Source organism: Boseongicola aestuarii, assembly GCF_900184815.1.
In the GTDB taxonomy this organism is placed as follows: Bacteria; Pseudomonadota; Alphaproteobacteria; order Rhodobacterales; family Rhodobacteraceae; genus Boseongicola; species Boseongicola aestuarii.
This window is the reverse complement of sequence record NZ_FXXQ01000005.1, coordinates 1-22,145: the sequence shown is the minus strand read 5'-3', so window position 1 is coordinate 22,145 and position 22,145 is coordinate 1. Positions and strand designations below refer to the sequence as shown.

General features: G+C 54.3%; 15 protein-coding genes. 4 read left to right on the top strand and 11 right to left on the bottom strand.

What is annotated here, in order from left to right:
- Positions 1 to 2: 2 nt before the first annotated feature.
- The 9 genes from gmd to BOA8489_RS08530 all read right to left on the bottom strand — a co-directional run bounded on the left by gmd (position 3) and on the right by BOA8489_RS08530 (position 11,696).
- The gene (gmd, locus tag BOA8489_RS08585; protein ID WP_093973620.1) at positions 3 to 1,127 is read right to left on the bottom strand and encodes a GDP-mannose 4,6-dehydratase; all 1,125 of its coding nucleotides are present in this window, start codon (positions 1,125 to 1,127) and stop codon (positions 3 to 5) included.
- Between the two features lie 1,129 nt (positions 1,128 to 2,256).
- A complete protein-coding gene (locus BOA8489_RS08570; RefSeq protein WP_093973617.1) occupies positions 2,257 to 3,138 on the bottom strand; it encodes a glycosyltransferase in 882 nt (293 codons plus the stop codon).
- On the bottom strand, positions 3,090 to 3,551 hold the full coding sequence (locus tag BOA8489_RS21070; RefSeq protein WP_370807164.1) for an LbetaH domain-containing protein: 462 nt from the start codon (positions 3,549 to 3,551) through the stop codon (positions 3,090 to 3,092). Before BOA8489_RS21070 ends, BOA8489_RS08570 begins: the two co-directional genes overlap by 49 nt.
- A 124-nt stretch (positions 3,552 to 3,675) precedes the next feature.
- The gene (locus BOA8489_RS08560) at positions 3,676 to 4,587 is read right to left on the bottom strand and encodes a hypothetical protein (protein WP_093973615.1); all 912 of its coding nucleotides are present in this window, start codon (positions 4,585 to 4,587) and stop codon (positions 3,676 to 3,678) included.
- A gap of 116 nt (positions 4,588 to 4,703) precedes the next feature.
- Positions 4,704 to 5,330: a hypothetical protein gene (locus BOA8489_RS08555; protein ID WP_093973614.1), complete on the bottom strand. Its 627-nt coding sequence runs from the start codon at positions 5,328 to 5,330 to the stop codon at positions 4,704 to 4,706.
- Between the two features lie 817 nt (positions 5,331 to 6,147).
- Positions 6,148 to 7,713 (bottom strand): hypothetical protein, encoded by a 1,566-nt coding sequence (locus tag BOA8489_RS08545; protein ID WP_093973612.1) that lies wholly within the window; start codon positions 7,711 to 7,713, stop codon positions 6,148 to 6,150.
- Positions 7,714 to 7,982: 269 nt separating this feature from the next.
- Positions 7,983 to 10,166 carry a polysaccharide biosynthesis tyrosine autokinase gene (locus BOA8489_RS08540; RefSeq protein ID WP_093973611.1) on the bottom strand — a complete coding sequence of 728 codons (2,184 nt, stop codon included), beginning with the start codon at positions 10,164 to 10,166 and terminating at the stop codon, positions 7,983 to 7,985.
- A complete protein-coding gene (locus tag BOA8489_RS08535; protein ID WP_093973610.1) occupies positions 10,163 to 10,609 on the bottom strand; it encodes an arsenate reductase/protein-tyrosine-phosphatase family protein in 447 nt (148 codons plus the stop codon). Before BOA8489_RS08535 ends, BOA8489_RS08540 begins: the two co-directional genes overlap by 4 nt.
- A gap of 7 nt (positions 10,610 to 10,616) precedes the next feature.
- A complete protein-coding gene (locus tag BOA8489_RS08530) occupies positions 10,617 to 11,696 on the bottom strand; it encodes a polysaccharide biosynthesis/export family protein (protein WP_093973609.1) in 1,080 nt (359 codons plus the stop codon).
- 431 nt (positions 11,697 to 12,127) lie between these two features.
- Here BOA8489_RS08530 and BOA8489_RS08525 point away from each other — a divergent pair, with 431 nt between their 5' ends.
- From BOA8489_RS08525 to BOA8489_RS08515, 3 genes are all read left to right on the top strand, one after another.
- Positions 12,128 to 13,246 (top strand): MraY family glycosyltransferase, encoded by a 1,119-nt coding sequence (locus BOA8489_RS08525; RefSeq protein WP_176440240.1) that lies wholly within the window; start codon positions 12,128 to 12,130, stop codon positions 13,244 to 13,246.
- 34 nt (positions 13,247 to 13,280) lie between these two features.
- On the top strand, positions 13,281 to 13,805 hold the full coding sequence (nusG, locus tag BOA8489_RS20930; RefSeq protein ID WP_093973607.1) for a transcription termination/antitermination protein NusG: 525 nt from the start codon (positions 13,281 to 13,283) through the stop codon (positions 13,803 to 13,805).
- A gap of 544 nt (positions 13,806 to 14,349) precedes the next feature.
- Positions 14,350 to 14,649 carry a hypothetical protein gene (locus BOA8489_RS08515; protein WP_093973606.1) on the top strand — a complete coding sequence of 100 codons (300 nt, stop codon included), beginning with the start codon at positions 14,350 to 14,352 and terminating at the stop codon, positions 14,647 to 14,649.
- A gap of 845 nt (positions 14,650 to 15,494) precedes the next feature.
- On the opposite strand, the gene BOA8489_RS08510 is transcribed toward BOA8489_RS08515, so the two are convergent.
- Positions 15,495 to 15,893, bottom strand: coding sequence for an MAPEG family protein (locus BOA8489_RS08510; protein WP_093973605.1), 399 nt, complete (start codon positions 15,891 to 15,893; stop codon positions 15,495 to 15,497).
- A 488-nt stretch (positions 15,894 to 16,381) separates the two neighbouring features.
- On the bottom strand, positions 16,382 to 19,234 hold the full coding sequence (locus BOA8489_RS20925) for an Ig-like domain-containing protein (RefSeq protein WP_176440239.1): 2,853 nt from the start codon (positions 19,232 to 19,234) through the stop codon (positions 16,382 to 16,384).
- 703 nt (positions 19,235 to 19,937) lie between these two features.
- Here BOA8489_RS20925 and BOA8489_RS08500 point away from each other — a divergent pair.
- The coding region (locus BOA8489_RS08500) for a DUF5801 repeats-in-toxin domain-containing protein (protein WP_217897936.1) at positions 19,938 to 22,145 on the top strand (2,208 nt) is incomplete at its 3' end.

Here is a 22,145-nt window from a genome sequence, read left to right as displayed (position 1 = left end):
GCTTAACCGTTCTCGACCGCGAACGGCACGTTGTGGCCATGCGCCTTAAGGAGCGCATGGCGCTCTGCGACGCGCAGGTCTTCTGCAACCATCTCTGCGCACATCTCGCGTGCGGTGATCTCCGGTTCCCACCCCAAGCGCTCTTTGGCCTTGGTTGGATCGCCAAGTAGGGTCTCGACCTCGGCAGGGCGGAAGTAGCGCGGGTCGATGCGGACAATGACGTCGCCGACCTTCAGGGCAGGGGCCTTGTCGCCGGAGATCGCGGCGACGGTGGCGACTTCGTCCACGCTGCTGCCTGAAAATTCCAGCGTGATGCCTAGCTCGGTCGCAGACCATTCGATGAACTGCCGCACCGAAAGTTGCTGACCCGTCGCAATCACAAAATCCTCTGCCTGATCCTGCTGCAGCATCATCCACTGCATGCGCACATAGTCCTTCGCATGCCCCCAGTCGCGCAGCGCGTCGATGTTGCCCATGTAAAGGCACTGTTCCAGCCCTTGCGCGATATTGGCCAGACCACGGGTGATCTTGCGCGTTACGAAAGTCTCGCCGCGCCGCGGGCTTTCGTGATTAAAGAGGATCCCGTTGCAGGCATACATCCCATAAGCCTCGCGGTAGTTCACCGTGATCCAATAGGAATAGAGCTTGGCGACCGCGTAAGGCGAGCGCGGATAGAAGGGCGTCGTCTCGCGCTGCGGTGTTTCCTGCACCAGTCCGTAAAGTTCCGAGGTCGAGGCCTGATAGAAGCGGGTCGTCTTCTCTAGACCCAGAAAGCGGATCGCCTCAAGCAGCCGCAGCGTGCCCATGCCATCGACATCGGCCGTATATTCCGGGCTTTCAAAGCTGACGGCGACATGGCTCTGCGCACCGAGGTTATAGACCTCGTCCGGCTGCGTCTCCTGAATGATGCGGGTCAGGTTGGAGGTGTCCGTCAGGTCGCCATAATGGAGATGCAACTGCGGATTGGTCTCATGCGGGTCCTGGTAGATGTGGTCAATCCGCTGGGTGTTGAACGACGACGCACGGCGCTTGATGCCATGCACGACGTATCCCTTCTTGAGCAGAAACTCCGCCAGGTAAGAGCCGTCCTGGCCTGTAATGCCTGTAATCAATGCCGTCTTAGTCATTGTTCTTGTATCTTCCTTGGTATGAATTGGTCGATTTTGCTCAAATTCTTCAGGGCGAGGGCACCGATCCCACCTACACCGTTGCGGCGCAGGGCGTGGTAGTATTCCCAATTCTTGCGTATGATGCCCCGAGGGAACAGCTGGACCCGCCGCCACCGTGCATGTTCATGATCAAATGATGTAGATTGGTCGGATTGTAGCGGCGTCCCAAGCACCGAAGCATCTTGGCGCCTAAGTCGGCGGAATGTAAAAACTTTAAAATTTGTTCGGCAGGACTTGTAAGATACCGCCGGTCGGATCCGATGCAGAATAGAGGTATTGATTGAGCTCCTAAAAATGCTGCACACGCTTTGGATACTGCCAAGTATTGGGCTGTCCATTCGACAAGACTGCAGGTGCAAATATCCGTTCCGAATCCCCCAATACTGAAGCCCAGTAGCAATACGATGACGGGGAACACACGATTGTCTTGGCGGAGAGCAACGTAGCAAAGTCGTATTCAGGTGAACCGGAAATGAACTCAAATTTGAGCTTTGAATTCTCCAATACCTCGCTAATCTCATTCTGGGCGCTTAGGGAGTCATCCGAGACAATTGTCACAGATTCCGCTTCAGAGCATTCTTCTTCGATGAGCCTAATTTGCTGATCTAGCGATACGTTTCTCAAATTTGCAAAGTCTCCCCTTCGAGCATGAATAACCACAGTACTGGCTGGCATGCTCCGCGCCGGAAATGTTCTCCGAACAAGCAACTTGAGCTCCTCGAAGTTCTTGTCGTTCAAATGCTGTCCTTGCTGATAGTAGCCAAGATAACCGCACGCTAAGCATTCAGCTCCACTATTCCAAGTTCGCAAGAACTGAGGCGCGACCTTCCATGTCAATAGATAGAAGCACAATGAAAAAAATGCCCGCCAACAGAACCGATTTTCAATATGATCGGGGTTCAAGTTTGAAAGAAGTTTATTTGTCATCGAATAGTCGTGCCGCCTCCATCCCAGCAAGCGGGTGAGGTGGTTGTCGTCAATAAAGAACGTATTGATCTTTACTTTGTTGGACCCTCTGTGAAGTAGCTCAAAATATAATGCTAATTGAAAGAGATTATTGCCAAATCCACCAAGTAGAAAAACCAAGTCAGTGCCCCATTCTGATACGCGATACGCGATAAAGTCTTTTCAGGACCGGGTGTGGAAGGGTCCCAATCAAGAGACGTGCAAATGACAAAGCGTAGCCTGTTAAGTAGTATTGTCGCCGCTCAAGCAGGAATCTGATCTTGAACTTAAACTCCAACCATGATTTGCGATAACTACGCTTATTGAGGAAGTTCTGTTGGCGCCGGAAGCGAAGAAGTGGGACTGGAATATTGCCAATCTTGTATCCGTCAAGAACTAGGCGTATCCACAGCTCGTAGTCCTGTGACATCTTCAGATCAGATCGATATCGGTAGCCATTTTCAAAAACATGCCTGCGAAAAACTACCGTTGGGTGATTTAAAGGGCATCGCCAGAACAGCCACTGCTCTAGATTCTTGCTATTTGTAGCAAGCTTTTTTAGGTACTCTGTTTCCTCCAGCTCATCGAATTCGACCAGCCAGCTCCCCAAAACACTGATGCTCGGGTTCTCTTGGAGGTACGACACCTGCTTCTTGAACCTATCTGGCATCGAAATGTCGTCTGCGTCCATGCGGGCTACAAACTCCGCAGAGCTCTCATCGAGTATTCTATCGATTAGGCGATTTAGGCTGTGGGCGAGTCCTTGGTTCTTTTCGTTCACGAATACGCGAAATGTCTCACTGTCTAGAGATCTGAGGTATGCAAGCACTTCACCGTCTTCGTTTCCGTCAACACAGCAATAAACTCTGATTTTGCCCTCAAAACCATCTTGTGCCAGGCTTATCAGTGCCTGTTCTACATGCGCTTTTTTTTCATTTGGGCCAATCGCCACAATAACGTCGATGTCAGAGGCTATCATTTGTTCAACATTTTTGTTGCAGTGGCGGGTGCTAATTCCCACCATTTCGAGTTCTCAACCTGTTGGATTTCTTCTTGCGTCAGTCTGGTCTCTTTCTTCTTGGCCGGCACACCGACGTAGACCGAGTAGGGCTCGGTTGAACACAACACAACAGCTCCCATGCCGATGATTGAACCTCGGCCGAGTGAAACATCAGATCTAACGATGCAGCCATTCCCAAGCCAACAATCCTCTCCGATTATAGTGCTTTGTTTTGCGTTTCTCCTCTCGAATCTTGAGCCTGAAAGCTTCGAGCTCAGTACCGTTGACCCTTTTCCATGGTCTCCTCCACCCAAGATCACCTTATTTCCAACTGATGCATAGCGGCCAACCACTGTGCCAGGTGAGACCAAGCATCCGTAGCCGATGTAGCTGTATGCCTTGATTGTGACACGATGAAAGATGCGCGTTCCTGGCATAATCTTAATGCCCGGACCTACGATTGTTGCCCTGATATCAAAGTAGGTAGCCGCTATGATAGAGCGATGAAGTAGCCCCCTTAGAAAAACAAAAGGTTGCCGGGAGGCCGCAAATATTAGAACTTTATTGATCATTTTGTTGACGAACGGATAGCAAGAGAAAGACTAAATGAAGCGCAATGTTTGAAACAGGAAATGTTGACAGCAAGAGCAACATTGTACCTGGGAAGTGTAGTCTTGCATAGGTCCCTCCGCGCCACAGGAAATAAGTGAAAAGGAATACATAAGCTAGGTACAGGGCACCTAGCTCAGGCAACATTCCAACAAGCGAATGCCCACTGTGCGTAATTATGAACTCATCGATGGTGGATTTTGGGCCCAACCCCCAGAACCCTATCGAGATATCACTGATTAGAACTCTTGCGGAATATAGGAAGATTTCGACTTTGGTGGCGAGGCTGCTGTCGATATTTTCTCTTATCCATCCTGTATCTATATCTTGAAACATTGTTGACATGGGCAAAAGCGAAACGAACGCAAAGAACACAGCAAGAATTTTGCCGTTCGGCGTCACCGTCAGCTTCAAAACTATAGAGATCAAGAGCGCTGCCCAGTAAGATCTCGAAAAAGTTAAGAGGATAAGGAATGAAATAAAGCCGACACCCGTCCAATACTTGGCTAAACCGAAACTGAGGCGCGCGACTAATGCGCAGTAAAGCAAGAATGCTGTATAGTTTGTATTCTGGAAGACTAAGTTTTTATCCTTAAGGTTATAGATGTTGGAGATGTCTCTTTCAGTAATGATATGAAGAACTACACCGCTGAGATCGATGACTGAGATGACGACAATACCTACGGTCACATTGAGTATCCCCGCCTCATCAAGTCGGGCGACGTGTCCGTACACAAGAATGGCCAAAATGATAGGAAATATGAGCCGTCCAATGGTTTCAATCGTGCGGAATAAATCCATGGTGCCACTGAAAAAATGAATAAGAACGTATGCGGTCGCTAGGACAGACACCGTGATCAACACTGCACTTCTTCTAAACCGTCTTATAACAAATGGTAGAATAAGCGGACCAAGAGGGACACCTTGAGATCCCACAAAGGCAACTGTAGAGCCCGTGGCCCCGATTAAATGAGATAATTTCAAAGGTTTACCCAAAAGAAGCAGGCAGTCGTCAAGACCAAGATGCCGATCGAAACATTTCTCCTAATCCATCTGGTTACCTCTAAGAATTTCTCGAGATCCGCATGAGACTTCGATAAGCGCTGCATCGCAGGCTCTTGGACGAATGCTATGATGAACCCTGCGATACCATTGGCGAGGGTCACAGATGTCATGGCAGTGCTCTTTAAGCTGTCGTTTGCCAAGTTTACGAGAAGCGGCATCACCCAAGCGCCGCAGAAGAGCGCATAAGATAAATGGATTAATATTATCTCCCTGATTGTGAGGATCCTCCTCGCATTGTTCAAATGGAATAATCGCTTCGAGTCCCTAGAAGACATTAGGAGTATCCCGAAGGACGGTACAAAGAGCAACAAGAACAGCAAAGTGGTCGTATCGTTGTTCAAATCGATGTTGATCGCAATTGCGACCTGAAAACCAAAGACCAAGAGCCGGTTCATATAACCAAGCTGCATTACTCTGCTGAATGCATTGAAGCCTCTTTGCCTGAGTTCGCCGCGTATTCTGTGCGCAATCAAAAAGTAATCAATATAGAGCAAAACCAACAGTATGAGCGGGGCTACAATTTGGCTCGCAGTTTCGATCATGGCAATTTCTGTTCCATTAGCCCAAGTAAAGGCAGCAGATACGGTCCCCGACTTAACAAGAAACGGTGATTTTCGGCATTCATTGCAGAGCCACGTACAGCAAGACAGAGTTGTAATTTCGGTCGCATTAATGACGCAAAGGAAGTCCTTTGCGACCGCACTGTGCAATGACATCCAATCTGGAGTTGGAGACTACTATTATGGTTTACCCCGCCGAGATGGCCCAGGCCGAAAAAGCTTCCAGCGACATCTTACCAGCAGCTATATGGCGTTTTGTTCATGAAGATTAGGTGTGTTGCATCCTTCCGTCACGCCCATTTGGCCCGAGCGCGGACGATGATTGGATTTTTCGATTTCTCGTCACCCAAAGTTCTTTCTACCTTGACCAAATAAGGAATCTCTCTCTCAACGGTCCAGCTGAAACCATTATTGTTCGCGAACTCTACCAGAACATTAGGTGACGGATAACGGAAAGTAAGGTTCTAGCGAGTAGACTTTTTTGTAGTTGCGACCAAGAAAATTTGTGGTTTTTCCCAAATACGTTCCGGTTTCGACGCATACGCCGTCCGGAATAAAGAACTTCTTCAGCACCCGCCATTTCACCCAGTTTGGCGCTGGGTCTTGAAAGCCTTGACTAATGAACCGAGCGTTTTGAGCTAGCGGTCTAAAGTGACGCTTCAAAGAATTGCGCATTCTCATCTCCATCTTTTTTCAGAGCTGGTTCGTTAGCGAACTTAATCGATCAAATGCCCGATAACGCAAACTCTCGACCTCGATCGCGGGCCGGCCGCTTGTCTGCGCGGCCCCGTCCTGCGCCTCAAAACGACCTCTCAAGGCTCACTTGCAGCCTCGGCTCTTTGGCCGCAATCATCGTGCCGTGCCCCTGGAGCCCTATGGAGTTTGTGGCGAAAGCTGTGAACGACAGCGCGTTCTGTCTGTTCCACCGAATACCCGTCGCCCATGTGTCTTCTCTTGACCCGTTCAGACTGAACTCTCCAATCAGTTCGAGGGTGTCGCTGACGGGACGGCTTATCCCCAAACCAAGCCCCACGCGGCGCTGATCTCCCCAGGCGGCAATGTGTGGTTGCACGCGGACCGAATACCCGGATCGCAGTGTTTTGCTCGCCGTGAGCTCCCCATAAAAAGCGCCTGCACCGGGCGGCTCAGTCTCACGGCCCGCGAAGACCCCTGCCGCGATCCAGACCGGCAGAGCTGCTGTGGGCTCATGGAGCTGCAGGCGTCCGCCAAGCATATAGCGATTTGGTCCTGGCGCGACGCTAACCTGGTCTGCCGAAGCCTCGGCATGGCGCTCGAGAAATACGTCGAACTGCAAGCCGGTATCCGGCGATGTCGAGATGCCAAGTGTCGCCGCCCCACCTGTTCCGGCTGACGCGATTAGGCGCCGGGTCTCCAAAGGCAGGATGGCACCGCTTCGGAGCATGAGACCATCGGGAGGTCGGACTGCGTTTTGGTCAGTCTCCGGGCGTGGCTCGCGGTCCTGGCCGGGGCGATAAACGAGTTGGGCTCCGAACAATGTCTGATCGCCATTTGGAGGAAGGGTCAGGCCAGATGTGGCCATAGTTCCACCTGCTCGGTTTGTGACGTAAAGATCAAGATCGGCAGCCGGTGCGACTTGAATGCGAGCCCCAGCGCTCCAGGCAAGGTCTCTGACAATCGCGCCAGAGGCATCGAAAGTGTTGCCGCGTCCTGCGACTTGATAGGTTGCCTCAGCGTAGGCCGTTACCCTGTCGGTTGCCTCCCATGAGAGGGCCGTGCCGAGGAAGGCAGTCGTTCCAAATCCGTCACCACCATTCATGCGATCCGGCAGAAAAGCGACCGCCGGATCAATATGTGCACGAAGTTTGGGAGTGAGTGACAGGGACACGGGTGCGTGAAGCGATCCAACTACAGTATCGATCTCAATGTCGGATTTGGACAAACCGGAGGCGTATCGAAAGCCTTCGAAAGAGGCTGTGACCGCCCCGGAGAGCCGCTCCGTTTCGATGAAGGACCGCTTCGCCTCAACACCGATGCTGAGAATCGAGAGGTTTGCCAGGCTACCGCCAATCGCAGCGGGGGGTGGGTCATCATAGACCGAGACGCGCGCACCAAGTTGCCACTCGCCCGTTCCGCGATAGGCGATACCGCTCTCGTAGACCTGTTGTCCGGTGCCGCCGGTGGTTTCAGAATTCGATTGATGCCATCCAAAGCGCAGCTCGAGGGTCTCTTCGCGGAGCAGGTCGCCAGTCTCAACGCCGTGGAACCGGATATCTTGTGCCTGCGCCTGGATCGGGGCCAGGATGGCAAGAACAACCAGAGCGCCGCGAAGAGTGGATGCTTGGTTCGCACCCGAGTGACGGCGACGATTTTTCCGGTCAATCATGTGGTGATCCAGTTTAAAGTCTCTGAGGCGACCCGCAGGGTCGGTATTTCTTACGGCACGGCCGATCATCTCATCAAGAGAGGGTGCCCGGCAAACTATGCTGCACGGACCGCTGCAATGCAACACTCTGATATCTGTCAATAAAATAGCTACCGCATCGGCTCTCGCTTGGTCGCGGGCCGTCTTGATGATTGGAAGTCTTCGACTTTAAAGTCACGGATTGGACACTGTTTCATATGCGCTCGGGTTACAAGACCAGGCCCCTAATTTTAGTCAGTATTTGGCCGGTAGTCGTAGCGGTAAGCATAGACCTGAGCGCCTGCCTTTTTCGCACGCGCCGGATCGAATGCGTTGAGGACGGCCCCCGAGGGTTTAACCCCCGCGCCCTTGAGTTGACGGAGCACTGCCTCGACTTCGCCGAGCGGGGTCGTTTCGTAGCGAGTGATGATGATGCATGCGCCGGCCGTGCGACCGATCACAACAGGGTCGGTCACGGCCAGGACCGGCGGTGTGTCGATGATTGTCAGATCGAAGCGCTTATCGAGTTCAGCCACGAGTTTTCCGAAGGCCGGCCGCATCAGGAGTTCAGAAGGATTGGGCGGAAAGCGCCCTGTGGAAATGAAGCTCATGCCGTCGACCGGACCGTCCTGCAAGACATTGTCAAGATTTGCAGAGCCGGAGAGGAGTTCAGAAAGGCCTTCAGCCGATTTGGGCACTTGCAGGTACCGGCGAAGATGTCCCCGGCGGAGATCCGCGTCAACGAGGCAGACGCGCTGGCCGGCCTCGGCCGCAACAACGGCAAGGTTGACGGCCATAAAACTCTTGCCGGCGTTGGGTGCGGGGCTCGTCAGAGCGACGGATCGGGTCTTTGCGTCGAGCATCCCAAAATGCAGGCTCGTTCGAAGCGACCGGATGGCTTCGGTCGCTAGATCGCCGGGATCGCTAAGCGCGAGGATCGGATCGCTGCCGCGGCGCCGGCGGCCTTCCATTGCCGGGACACGGTTGACCGTTGCAAAGACCGGCAAGCCCAGGCGCTCGAGTTCATCCGGATCCTGTATGCCGCTGTGCAGCCACTGCCGCAGAAGGACGTTGGCAATGCTCAAGACCAGGCCAAGGACGAGTGACAGGGCAAGGATAACGGCTAGCCGTGGCGCGATGGGCTTTGGGGCCGTTCGGGAACTGTCGACGATGCGGACGTTTCCGATTGTGCTGGCTTTGAGTACCTGCAATTCCTGCGCCCGGTTCAAGAGTTGCAGATAAACCTCCTGGGCCAGTTCGAGATCGCGGGTCAGGTTGAACACCTCCCGCTGCGTTGTCGGAAGCGTATTTACCTCGTCTCGAAGCGTGGCGAGCTGCTCATTCAAGCGAGCGCGGGCACTCAGAAGCTGCTGGTAGACCGGGTGGTTCTGGGTGTAGCGCTCAGCAATCTCGTCTTCTTCGCCCGCGAGGCGCCGCAGCTCCGTTTCAATCGTTCCAATCTGGGTCAGAAGGCTCTGGCCCTCGAACCCGAGATCAATCGCCTGCTGTTCCTGGCGATAATCGTTGAGAGCGTCCTCGGCCTCGATCACGGCGCGCTCGGCTTCAGGAAGCTGTGTCTCAATGAAGTTGAGACTGCTTTCTGCCTCTGCGGCACTCCGGTTGACGTTTTGGCGGAGGTAGGACTCGGTAATCGCCGCGAGGGTCCGTTGGGTTTCGGCGCGATCAGACCCGGTCAGGCTCACCTCGAGAATCCCCGATTGCCGCCCGCGCTCCGAGACCGACATGCGCTCGCGAAGGTCGTTGATGGCGCCGGTTTCTTCGCGTTGGCGCAGGAGAAATTTCCGGCCCACAGGCGCCTCGAGTTCCCCGATGCGGAGACCAAATCCGCGTTCAGGACCCCCGATCAGGTTTCCAACACGCCCGTCTACCGTGCTGCCGTCTGGCAGGGTCAGGCTGAAGCTGTCATCGCCGCCAGACGTAAGCATGATCTCTGCATCGATCCAATTTGGCGGGACGTCGAGGAGATCGAGGCGGATGGTTGCATCGCCGCGGCTGTATTGCCGAAGGGCCTCGATTTCGGGAAGGGGTAGCCCGCGTGCAGAAACGGCATGTGATAGGAGAGGGATTTCCAACGGCTCGACCTGCCAGTCGAGATGAAGGTCGGCCACGGCCTTGCCAAGAACCAGGCGCGAGCGAAGGATTTCAATCTCGGTCGCGCTTCGAGGGTCGCTGTCGGCAAACTCACTCAGCGCAGTGGGGAGGGACATCAAGCCCGATTTCTCTTCGAGTTGAAGCAGTGCGTCGGCTCTGTAAGTCGGGGGCGTTGCCAAGGCGACTGCGAGACCGATTGCGCCGGCCAGGATCGTAAAGCCTGCAATCGTGAATTTGCGGCCCCAGAGTAAGGCAAAGAGTTGGCCGAGGTCGATTTCGTCATCCTCGATGTTCTGAGCGGATCCGGAATTTTCTGTGGTCATTGGTTGCCCCCCGGCGCGAGGCGAGCAGCCCAGGCATCGGCCGCCGCTGTCAGTTGGTCGAATGCGGTTTCGTGAGACTCGCGAGGATGGCGGTAGGGGTCTGCGATCCCTTTCGAACCTGTCCATTGGTCGAAGAGCATCATCCGACCCGTAAGTTCCGGCGCCATCCGAGCTATCTCGCGTTTGTGCCCCGGTTCCATAACGAGAATGAGTTCTGCGCCCGCGCCAATCTCTGCTGTGAATTGGCGTGCGAGATGTCCGTCGAGGGAGAGGCCGTGATCGGTCGCAACCTCTGTCATCGTGCCATCTGCCGGCTTGCCGACAAGGGCTGCGATGCCGGCGGACGTGACTTCGACACCGCTCAAGCGCTTGCTCAGGAGCCTTTCCCCCACGGGCGACCGGCAGACATTGCCCACGCAGACAACGAGAATCGAGCGGATCATGTCAGCCTCATTCTTTGCCAAGGTCGTCGATGCTTCCGACCACGTTGATCGACGGCAGAAGATCGCTGATGACATCGTTCCAGCGGCTCAGCGGCGCACGGGTCACATAGACGACGTCATTTGGCTGCAAGAGAAAGCGGGTCCCCAAGAGGAGCGCTGAAGGCGAACTGGCATCAAGCTGGAAGACCTTCATACCCGGCTTCGTAGCATTGGCGCGGAAGACGAACACACCTCGTGCATCGGCGCGGCGTTCCTGAAGACCACCTTGGCGCGCGAGCGCCTGTGTGAGCGTGATAGGCTCCAAGGAGAGATCGATCGGCGCGGGTTGATCGACTTGTCCGAGCAGAAAGGCCTCGCGGGTGAGGCGGCGTGGCACGGTCACGACATCGCCATCACGCAAGAGCGGATTGTTCTGCGACATGCCGGTTTCGAGAAAGCCTTCGAGGTTTACCGGGTAGTTTATGCCATTGCGCTTCACCGTGACGCCGGCGAGGTCACCCATCTCTTTGGCTCCCCCAGCAGCGGCCAAGGCATCGAGAAGTCGTAAAGGTACTGTCGTCAAAGGCAAGCGGTTTGGTGCCACGACCTCTCCCGCAACTGTAACCGCCTGCGAATTGAACGCGGCCACACGGACGTCGATTTGCGGATCGGGAATGTATTCGGCGAGCCGTACACGCAAGTCCTCCCGAATTTCCTCCGGTGCTCTGCCGCGCGCCGCGATCGCGCCGACGAAGGGATAATTGAATGTGCCGTCCGCCTGAACACGGAAGCCGCTCTCTTCGGCACTTCGTTGCGGACCGGCCGGCAGGGTAAGCTCTGGGTGGTCAAACACGATGATACTGAGCACGTCGCCGACCCCGACGCGATAATTCCAGGCCTCTAACGCGGGAAGGCGAGTTGGTCGGGGGACATCACTTCGCTTTGTGAAAGAGGCGATGTTTCCGGCGTTGAGCGCGACAACCTCGACTTCAGGCGGAAGGGAACTCTGTGCTTCGAGCGTTACCGGAAACTGAACGTGCCCATCGGTGCAGGCGGCGAGCGCAAGCGTTGCCAACACAGCGCCTAAAAAGCGGGTCCACGTCCCCATCGGTCATCCTCAATCCGCAAAAAATCTCTCGATCGATATGATCAGTCAGAAGGAAAGTCCACCTTCGTCAACGATCCGGCTGAAACCTGACTGCACCAGTTGTGGGATTACGGCACGCCAAAAAAGAAATTGGACCCAATTGAACACTTGTAACGCGGGCTCTCTGTTAGAGTTGCGGCCGAAAGAAGTGACGCGGTCGTTCTCCCATTCTCAGAGCCTTTGGAACGCGTTTCCTCGCCATGTAAGTCCAAAGCAACTGGCGGTCGCTGACGCCTTCGCTTCCCTTGTATTTGGCTCGGTTCAAAACATGAAATTTTTGCTATGAATTGGTTGCCGGCCGGATTAACTTTCGGTATGAACACGCTTCAAATTTGTCAATTTGACAGATTATGGACCCAAACAGTCAGACGTTGGGGAAACAGAGGTCACAATTGTCAAACGCGTTTGAATTATCATTCGTCTTCCTCATTTCGTTCATCGTTTGCGGGCTCATCCGTCTGACGCGGGGGTGGCATATCCCGTTGGCATTGAGCCGCGAGGATACAAAGGCCGTTCAGGCCGCACACAAGGTGCCTACGCCAAGGTTGGGCGGCGTTGCCTTTTTTGCGGGGCTTTTAGCCAGCTATTTTGTAATTTCAGCCGAAGCGCACATTCTTTTTCTGGCGATCTTGTCGATGTTGCCCCTCTTCCTTGCTGGCTTGGCCGAGGACTTTGGGGCCCGCATCAGCGCCTCTGGACGTATGCTGGCGGCCTTAATATCTGCCGCGCTTATGATCTGGAACCTCAACTTTTGGCTGCCGAGGCTTGACCTGCCCGTTATTGATACCTTGATGATGTGGGCGCCCTTCGCAATTGGCGTCACGCTCTTTTGCAGTGCGGGGGTGTCCAACGCTTTCAACTTGATTGACGGGGTCAACGGATTGTCCGGATACACCGGGGTGCTGGTCGCTCTTGCGTTGTCAACAATTGCCTTCGAGACCGGTCTCGTTGTGGCCGGGGAGTTTGCTCTTTATATTGTCGCGGCCCTCATGGGCTTCCTCGTTTTCAATTACCCATGGGGCAAGGTCTTCTTGGGAGATGCGGGCGCTTATGTGCTTGGACATATCCTTTGCTGGCTAGCAATTGCGATGGTTGTGCGCGTGGACGAGCTGACGCCCTGGGCGATCCTTCTCGTGTTCTTTTGGCCCGTTGCTGACACGCTCCTTGCGATTTCCCGACGCTGGGGGTCCGGGCGCTCAACAGGGCATCCCGACCGTCTTCACTTTCACCAGCTTGTGATGCGAGCCCTTGAGATTTGTCTATTTGGGCGGCGTGCGCGAGTCTATTCGAACCCACTCTCCACCCTTATTCTCATGCCGATGATCGCTGCACCTGTATTGACAGGAGTGTATTTTTGGGATGCTCCGTTTGCGGCGTTCCTCGCGACCGTCTTTTTTGGTACTCTTTTTGCAGGTACCTACCGGCTCGGTGTCTCCCTCGCGCGGCGCCGGAAGAAAATTTGGCAGGCCCAGAAAAGCAGAAATCTGAACGCGGAGGCGCTTCCCGAGTGAAGACGGACAGAGCCAGGAGCGCAAGGTGGTCGACATGACGTCGCATTCCCGGCGGCATGAACGCGAGGCCTGGTATTTGGTTCAGTTCAGGCCGAACTGTTTCTCTCTTGTGCATCGTAATCTGACGCGACAGGGTTTCGAGGTTTTTTGCCCTAGGATCGCTGAAACGCGAAAGTCCCGTGGGCAGTTTCGGTCGGTAAGACAGCCCCTTTTTCCCGGCTATCTATTTGTCCACTTCAATCCATCAGAGACCGGATGGCGGTCAATCAAGGGAACTCGCGGGGTGTCGCAGCTTGTGAGTTTCGCCGGCGTGCCCGAACCGGTGCCTTCGACCTTGATAGACGGCCTGCGACTTCGGTGCGACGACGAGAGTGTCCTTCTGCCTGAAGCCGACATTGGTCCGGGAGACAGAGTTCGTGTGACGGCCGGCCCTTTCGCGGAGTTCGTTTGCACGATCGATAGCACTCCCAAGGACCAACGTGTTTGGGTCCTGCTTGAGATCATGGGGCGGGAAGCGCGCGTGGCGCTCCCCGCGAGGATTATGCAAAGAACCGTCTGAAGGAACAGACGCTTTACGAGCAAAGTGTTCCAGGACACCTGCTGTAGGCTTAGCATAGTTCCTGTTTTGCCTTGCTTAACTCGGAGTGACTGTCCGTCTTGGTCAGACCAGCGAAATCGGACCCAGTCTTTCAACTGTTCTTGATTTTGAGCGAGAGCGTCGCCGCGTATCGTCCGAGTCCATCCAGAAAATGGCGCAAGCCCTGATGCTTGCTGGCATTAATTGCATTCCTAGGAACGACGGCGGTCTTGGCGTGGGCTTGAGGTCACCAAGCTAGATCGAGCGGTTCTCTCTGGCGCGCTTTGCACGTGCTGCAGCGAGGGTGGGATGCCACGTTATCAGGCATTTGCGCGGCAGAGGGGGGGGGCTGGTCAGGCTCGGAGTGATCGGCAAAGCCATCGCCTGCTCGGCCGGTTTGCGGTCTGCCTTGCCCGACAAAACGCATGATTAAGGCTGTGTGGCGGACGTCGGCGGTAGTTGTTGTCAGTCGGACAAAAAAGGATGACCTTTTGTGCTATGCTTGGGTTCAAGGGAGGGCGACCAGATGGGTTTTGTATCAATCACGACGTGGCGGATCACAGGTGAGACCGAGACACTGCGGCATGTCACGCAACTCATGAAGCAAAAATACTTCCCAGGGCTTTTGGCTTTGGGGGCCAATCATTCCATGCTTATGGATGCCGAATTGGATCGATTTGCCATCGTGACTGTCTATCCCAGCCGCCAGGTGCGCGATGATGCCATCTCGCACATTTCCGATCTGCGTAGTGAAGGGGCAGAGGAATTCGGTGCGGAGCTGATGGACGCCTATGCCGGAGAGGTCCTGGCCGCGTCCGACGAGTAGAGTGGTTAGCCGTGCGCCTCTGCCGCAACCTCGCCCACGGTTTCGACTTCCTGAGTTGCCATGTTTTTGCCGCATTGCCTTAGTCACTTAAGCAAGGGGGTCAAAGGGACGAATATTATGCTGCGAAAAATCCTCAGCCTTGGCAAAAGCATCCGTCAAAAAAAACGCTCAGCGCAAAAGAAAAAGCTGATAGGTCATCTTGAAGGACGGCCAGAAGCCTCGAGGCTGCGTAGTAAGAACCGGAGTGTCATAAGTTCGCGACAAAACTCAAGCGTAGGCCCATAAAGAAGACCCCACTACATCTGCACCGCGGTCAGTTCATTTTGGGGACGGGTAAGTGAAGCTTTCTTAGCACCTCTGGCTTTGGTGTGACTGGGCTCTATCAAGTCATGGCACATTGCGCATGCCGCACGCGCGTTTCATTCTAAGAGTTGCAAGTGACGTCGTCGGGCTGAGCACCAGAGTATCGGGTGCAAGAGCAAACCCCTGCTATGGAATCCAAAGCACAAGGTATTCGGCGACATTCACCGCCACTAAAGAAAAAGCGCGACGACATAGATTGATTTAACGCAATGACATGTATCCGAAGATGGATAGGCTTTGCATGTGTTGCCGCGATTTCTGTTCGCACAGTGGCCATTAGATGTTTCCGTCCCAGGTATCATCTAATGCGGCGGCAACACACTTTCACTCACTTCTCTTGTGTTTTTTTGAAAGCCGAGCGGGGTCGCGTTCACGACACCGGTTGGAGCAGGAGCCATCCACCCGATCAATCCTGATGCCAAAGTGCACGCTCAAAATCTTCGGATAGCTTGCGCTGGCTTCGAGGTCTTTTGCTATTGACCTTAGATCCAGCCCAGCACGCGCAGCCCCAACCCAAGAGTTGATAGCGCTGCCAGAGCGAAACTGAGCGTTCTCAGGACAGTGATCCCCAAGGTATAAATGACGTAGTGTGCGAAAATGCCGACAAAGAATGTCAACGCCAACAGCCCCGGGTATGTGTCGTCTGGAATACGCATCATTGCGAGGATCGCAAGCGGCGCAAATGCTGCGAAGGCTTCGACCGCCACTTTATGCGCGGCTTTAGCGCGCAGCGCCCAGGCCGACTGGGGAGCCAAACCCGGACCTGGATTATCAAGGGCTCCCATCAGCCCACGCACCATGATTCTGTCGATGATATAAGGCACCCAGGCCACAGCGATCCAAAGTGCAGAAAGGCCGGTGTAGAATTCTAATTGCGACATTTGAAGTTCTCCCTTTTCAGTTCGAAACAGCCCACTCGGAACACTGTGAAGTTTGTCTAGTCAATCAAGATGATGCCGCATGATAACGCTTCTGTAGTGATGTTTTCAAATTCAGAAATTTGGCCGTTGCGTACCTGCAAAGCGGCAATTCGGTACAACGCTTGTGTTTTTCACAGAACAAACGGGCCACGTTTTGTCTGGAAAGAACCGTTAGCTGCACACTTTGAGCCAAGAGCGGACCCTGAGACCCAGAAAAGCCGGTGAATACTCAAGAATTGTTCCGTTGAGAAGGTCTCAAGCAAGATCTTGGAGATCGTTCGCGTCCCGTCGGGTAAATTCTCCGCTCCAAGGGCTCTAACTGTTTCTGTGGGAAGATCGATAGGTGGAAATGTCAGCCTGGTCGCGTGAGGCGAACACGGAGAGGCGGTTAAAACCTTGCACTGATGGTGTGATGCGTATGGCGCATCGAGATGCGTCGCGCGGCGCGGTCAGAAGATAAGGAAGGTTTCATCGAGCTGCTTTTCCTCCCCGTCGATCCCTCTCAGCCGGAGGCTATTCTCGCCATAGCTGACGAGAGTGTCTCCATCCACCGCCGTGATAAGCAAGTCTTCAACGGTTAATCCTGTGCCCGAGAAATCAAGAGTGTCTTCACCAACGGTGTAATCTTCAATCGTATCCTGACCCCAATCCGTGTTGAAACCATATGTGTCAGCCCCGGCTCCTCCTGTCATGACATCATTCCCGCCACCTCCTTTGATGATATTGTCAAGCTCATTGCCTGTAAGGATATCATCGTATGCGCTACCGACGGCATTCTCGATGTCTGCACCATAAGCTATGGCAAGATTATTGTTACCTTCCGGCGCGATCGTGCTGAACGCACCGTCATTCAAGTCAATGTTCACTCCATAAGTTGCTGCCGACAGGTCCAGAGTATCGGATCCGCCGCCGTCCCAGATGGTGACCAGCTTGTTGTCGAGCATGTCAAATTCGTAAAGATCGTCGCCTGCAGCAAATGCCTGATTTGTTCCATAGAGATGCTGAAGAGCCGCGATGTCGTAAAGCTGGTATCCTGTAACCCCGTCCTCGAGCAGATGCCCATCAACGTGGTCGACGAGCTCCATAACGGTGTACTGATTGTTGTCCTCTTCGCCGGGCAGCGTCGGGTGTACGAGACCTGCTGTATGCCCAATCTCGTGCATGAGAATTGTAATCGCGTCGCTGCCCGGTGCGAAACTATCGCCTGCGAGATCGATGTCAAGCCACACGTCAGAGTAGAATGATCCCGTATCATCCCCGTTCGGATATGCGCCAGTGGCGCGGCTGTCTCCCCCGAGTTCCTTAATGCCAAAGGCGAGGGTCGACTCGTTCGGAGATTCGACTTCCGTGAAAGTGATGTTCGTATAGGACTCTATCTGAGAGAGTATTTCCCGCGTAAACTCGCGCTGCTGTTCACTGAAGGCCTGGAACGTATCCGCGTAGGAAACCCCGCTGGTATAGTACTCCGGTATCGCCTCCATAAACGCATATTTGATCGTGACGGCGGAGCCTATTTCGTCCGGATAGTTCAAGCGTTGCCACGCGCCGTTGGCGAGCATCGCCTCGACATAATAGGGAATGTCTTCGATGGGAGTTTCGCTGGGTGCCAGCACGTTGAGTGACACTTCGGCCGATGCGTCGTGGCCATGCCCATCAGTTACCGTATAGGAGAAATTGTCAGAGCCTGAATACCCCGAAGGTGGCGTGTAAATGAAGCTCCCATCTTCGAGCATTGAGACACTGCCACCCGCGGCCGTCTCATTCTGGAAAGACAACACTGTCAGCACGTCGCCATCCGGGTCGGTATCGTTTTCAATTACATTGCCTTCAATCACGGTGTCCGTTTCCACGCCGAAGCTGTCCGCCGTGGCTGTTGGCGCGCTGTTATCGGGTACGGGCGTCTCTAAAACGATTGACACCGTCGAAGTCGCTGAGCCGCCATTACCATCGCCTACTATGTAGGAAAAGCTGTCGGTCCCGACGGCACCAACCGCAGGGCTATAAGAAAAGGTTCCATCTTGGGCCATCGACACGGTGCCGCCAAGCGCAGTTTCCGCTTCATAAGACAGGATTGTGAGCGCGTCGCCGTCGGGGTCGGCGTCATTGTCGAGAACTGAGGCGAAGAAAGTCTCTTGATCGCCCTGAAGAGAGTATATGTCTGAAACGGCATCGGGGCTCGAGTTTGAGGCAAGAATGGCTATCGATACTGTTGTGGTCGCCTCTGCGCCGAAGCCGTCGTCCACAGTGTATGTAAAGGTATCTTCTCCGGTTGTGCTCGCTGGCGGTTGGTAATGAAATGACCCGTCTGCATTCATGGTTACGGTCCCGCCAAGGAAAGTGGTCGAATCGTATCGGACAACGCTTAAAACGTCTCCATCAACGTCCACGTCGTTTTGAAGCACGCTTTCGAGTGCGAAATCACCTGCACCTTCGACGGAGTAGACATCGGTAACAGCGACGGGCACATCATTGATAGGCGAAATATCAACCACAACTTCCGCAGTTGAAGTTTTACCGGCACCATCAACGATCGTGTAGGAAAATCGATCTTCTCCAAAAGCGTTTTCGTTGGGTATGTAAGTAATAGTGCCATCTTCGTTGACAATCGCTGCCCCCTTCAATCCGCTTGCGACGGCGGTGAGTGAGATCGCTTCGCCAAGATCGTTTTGCAGCACGTCGATTGTTACCGAAGAGTCTTCAATACTTTGCGAAAAATCGGACACTGCGACGGTCACGGTTAATGGTGCTTCATTGACCGGGATATCTGCCACGTCGAGCAATCCATCCGCAAATTGCAGCACTTCGACGCCACGCAGCACATCAGAAATGCCATCAGCATCCGTGAGAAGCAGGTCATTTTTTTCCCATGTAATGGCATAATCGGACTGGGTTCCATCGAAGGCCGCAGTATCAATTCCTTCGCCCCCGTCGATGAAATCAGCGCCAGACCCGCCCGACAATAAATCGTCCCCATCCCCTCCGACCAAGGTGTCGTCGCCCGCAAGACCGAACAACTCGTTGGTCCCCGAATTTCCCGTCAGAATGTTGCCGTCTTCATTACCTGTGCCGGAAATGTCGTCAGTGCCAGCTAGGGTTAGATTCTCCACATTCTTATCGAGAATCCAGCCGATCAGAGATATGATCGTGTCGATACCGCCTTCGTTGTTTTCATTAACGACGTCGTCTAGGTCATCGACGTAGTAAGTGTCGTTGCCCTTGCCGCCCTGCATTGTGGCAACAATACCTCTCGCATCAAATACATCGTCAGAGTTACTGCCTTGGATCCGTGTGTTCTTGGGCATTTCAACCTCGCTCCTCTGATTCTGAGAACCAAAACACGTCTGCATGACGTGCACACCAAGCAACACTTGTCGAAACTCTCACCTCGATACTCAGGAATGCAGCAATAAGGAATGTACTCAAGATCGACCAACACACATTCGCATAGGCAATGAGTGTGTCAAAAATTGGGCTGGTCGCCGGAGTTCTGCCACATTCATGTAAGTGGTTAGGATTTCTGGGTTAGGCAAGCAATATCGGCCGCGAATGTGTTTACTTGAAGCGCGGATTTCTGCCGAGTTCGGCCCGGAAGGTTACGCTCACTTGAGGTTCCTTACGCGTGTCTATCTTGCCCTCTCTTGGGGGGGGCGTGTCAGCTTGAGAGCAGCGAGGCTGCTGAACGAGTTGACTTTTTAGGCTAATTTTGAGATGATGAAAGGGCGAGCAGTTTAGGTTCGGTTACTGTCCATAATAAAACTGTTAATTTTTATCCTACCTGTGTGATTGGCGAATTTCCGCCGTAATTGTCCTGGGGGAGTTCTCGGCCACTTTTAAATTCGCAGACGTCCTGACGTTTGTTTTTGGTCGCGAAGCTAACGATTATAACGTTTTGCCTTGGCCGCGTTCTTTTGATTGCGGATTTCAAGTCGCTCTCGCTGTGACGTTCGTGCGTAGACGAGCCAGTCCCCGGTTTCAACTATCACTTGCTTCCTGGGAGGGCGCGATATGGCGATCACTTTTTCATTCACAGATCCTGTCAATAACGACCAAACGTCTGGCGAGCAAAGTGGCTTGAGCCCGGACGCATTCGATACAGACGATACAGATGTTGCGCTGTCGTCGCTTGACGGTGGTCTGACTCAGTCCTTTTACGACCGGCTGGTCGCACTGGGGTTGATTGTTGAGCCTTTGGGCGTTCCCCCCCTTGCATTTGCGGAGGACACCTATGCCGCCAGTCAGATTGATGCGGGAACCATAACACCGTCTGGCAATGGTGTTATCACGTCCATCGGATTCACCGGCGAGCTGGATGACAATGGCACGCCCGGAGATCCGACGGATGATTCAGCGCCGGCGCTGGATCCTTTTGAGATTGGCGTCACCGATGCGACTACAGGCGACCCGTCTGGTCTGACCACCGTTGACGGGCAAGTCATTTACTTGTTCCAGGATGAGGCCCCCGCGGACGGCGGCCTTGGGAATCAGATGGTGCTTGGCGTGGCAGCGGATGGGACGGTCATTTTCACGGTCTTTTTGGTCTACGATTCCACCGATGGAACGGTTGACTTCCACCAGGTCACTTACGGCGCGATCTTTCATGGAGATCCTGGCAATCCGGATGAAGAGGTTGACCTGAACGATTTCCTGACGATTTCGGCGTCTGAAGAGCGGACCTTCGACTTCAATGACCTGCCGTCTGGTCAGAACCTTTTCGGGATTGTTGGTGACCTGGGCGAACAATTGATCATTATGCCCGAGGACCCAGACCTTGACGGGAACGGTGAATTCACCAACCAAAGTGAGACAACCAACACCTCGAAAGGTGGCGGCCCGGTCACGATTGGTAACTCAAACCAAATGATCGACCCCGGCGAAGGGTTTTTCTTCTACTATGTCACGGGCACCAATCCCGATTACATCGCGGGACAGCCTGGCGGTTTGACCCAGAATGAGGCCGATGACGCCGACAATGTCGATTTGTTGCCGGGTGCAGACACGATTGACGTGGATGCCGCCTTTTTTGATGTCGTCCAGACGCAGGGCAACGACACGGCGTCGGTGACGGTTACGGCCTATCTTTTGCCTGATACAGGCGGCACTCCACAGGAAGGTCAGGAATTTACCAATAATGTTGACCAGGAGGCCGGACTTGCCGGCACCGAAGTCGATATTGTCAAAGTTCAGGTCTTTGGTTCGGGTGATCTGACGACGCCGATTGAAGAAGCGGTGTGGAACGGAACAACGACTATCACCACCATTGGTGGCGCAGACCCGGCGATTACCATCACGATTTCCAGCACTGGAGAGGCACTTGTTACCGGGCTCGACGCAGGTATGCGCGTCAAATGGTTCACCGACGGGCTGCACAACCTGTCGCTGGTTCATGGTGAATCTGGTAAGTTCGATATTGGACAATTCGGCATCAACCAACCGGATGGACAAGCCGCGAGTGTTGGCGACTATGTCGTCTGGGATGACGACGCACCGGACATCGCGCGCAATCTGACAGCTGTGCCGACGCTGACGACGGACGATACGGATATCACCGACAGCGCCGGCCCGGTGGACTTCTCGGTCCTGTTTGACGAGGACTTTGGCACCGACGGTTTCAAGGACGACGAGCCGGATGGGCTCGAAGACGAGGATGCGGTGACCTATGCGCTCGGCGTGAGCGCGCCCAATGTCGACAGCGGACTTGTTGACACGTTGACGGCCGATGCGGTTCTTCTGCGTGTTGACGGCGCCGGCAATGTCGAGGGCTACGTCGCGGCGGGCGATCTGCTTGTCTTCGAGATCAGCGTTGACGAGAACTCTGGCGATGTCTCGATTACGCAGTACCGTTCGGTTGTTCACAACGACGCCGGCGACCCGGTGGAGAACGGTGCGTCTGCAGCAGAGATGACTGCGGCAAACCTGATCACGCTGACGGCGACCATCGAGGATGGCGACGGGGACACGGACAGTGCCGTGGCCCATATCGCCCAGGCCTTCCAGTTCGAGGACGATGGGCCGGATATCTCGCGCAATCTGACACTTGTGCCGACGCTGACGACGGACGATACGGATATCACCGACAGCGCCGGCCCGGTGGACTTCTCGGTCCTGTTTGACGAGGACTTCGGCAAAGACGGTCCGAAAGACGATCTGGATGCCGACGATACAGGTCTGGTTCCGGCCGAGGATGCGGTGACCTATGCGCTCGGCGTGAGCGCG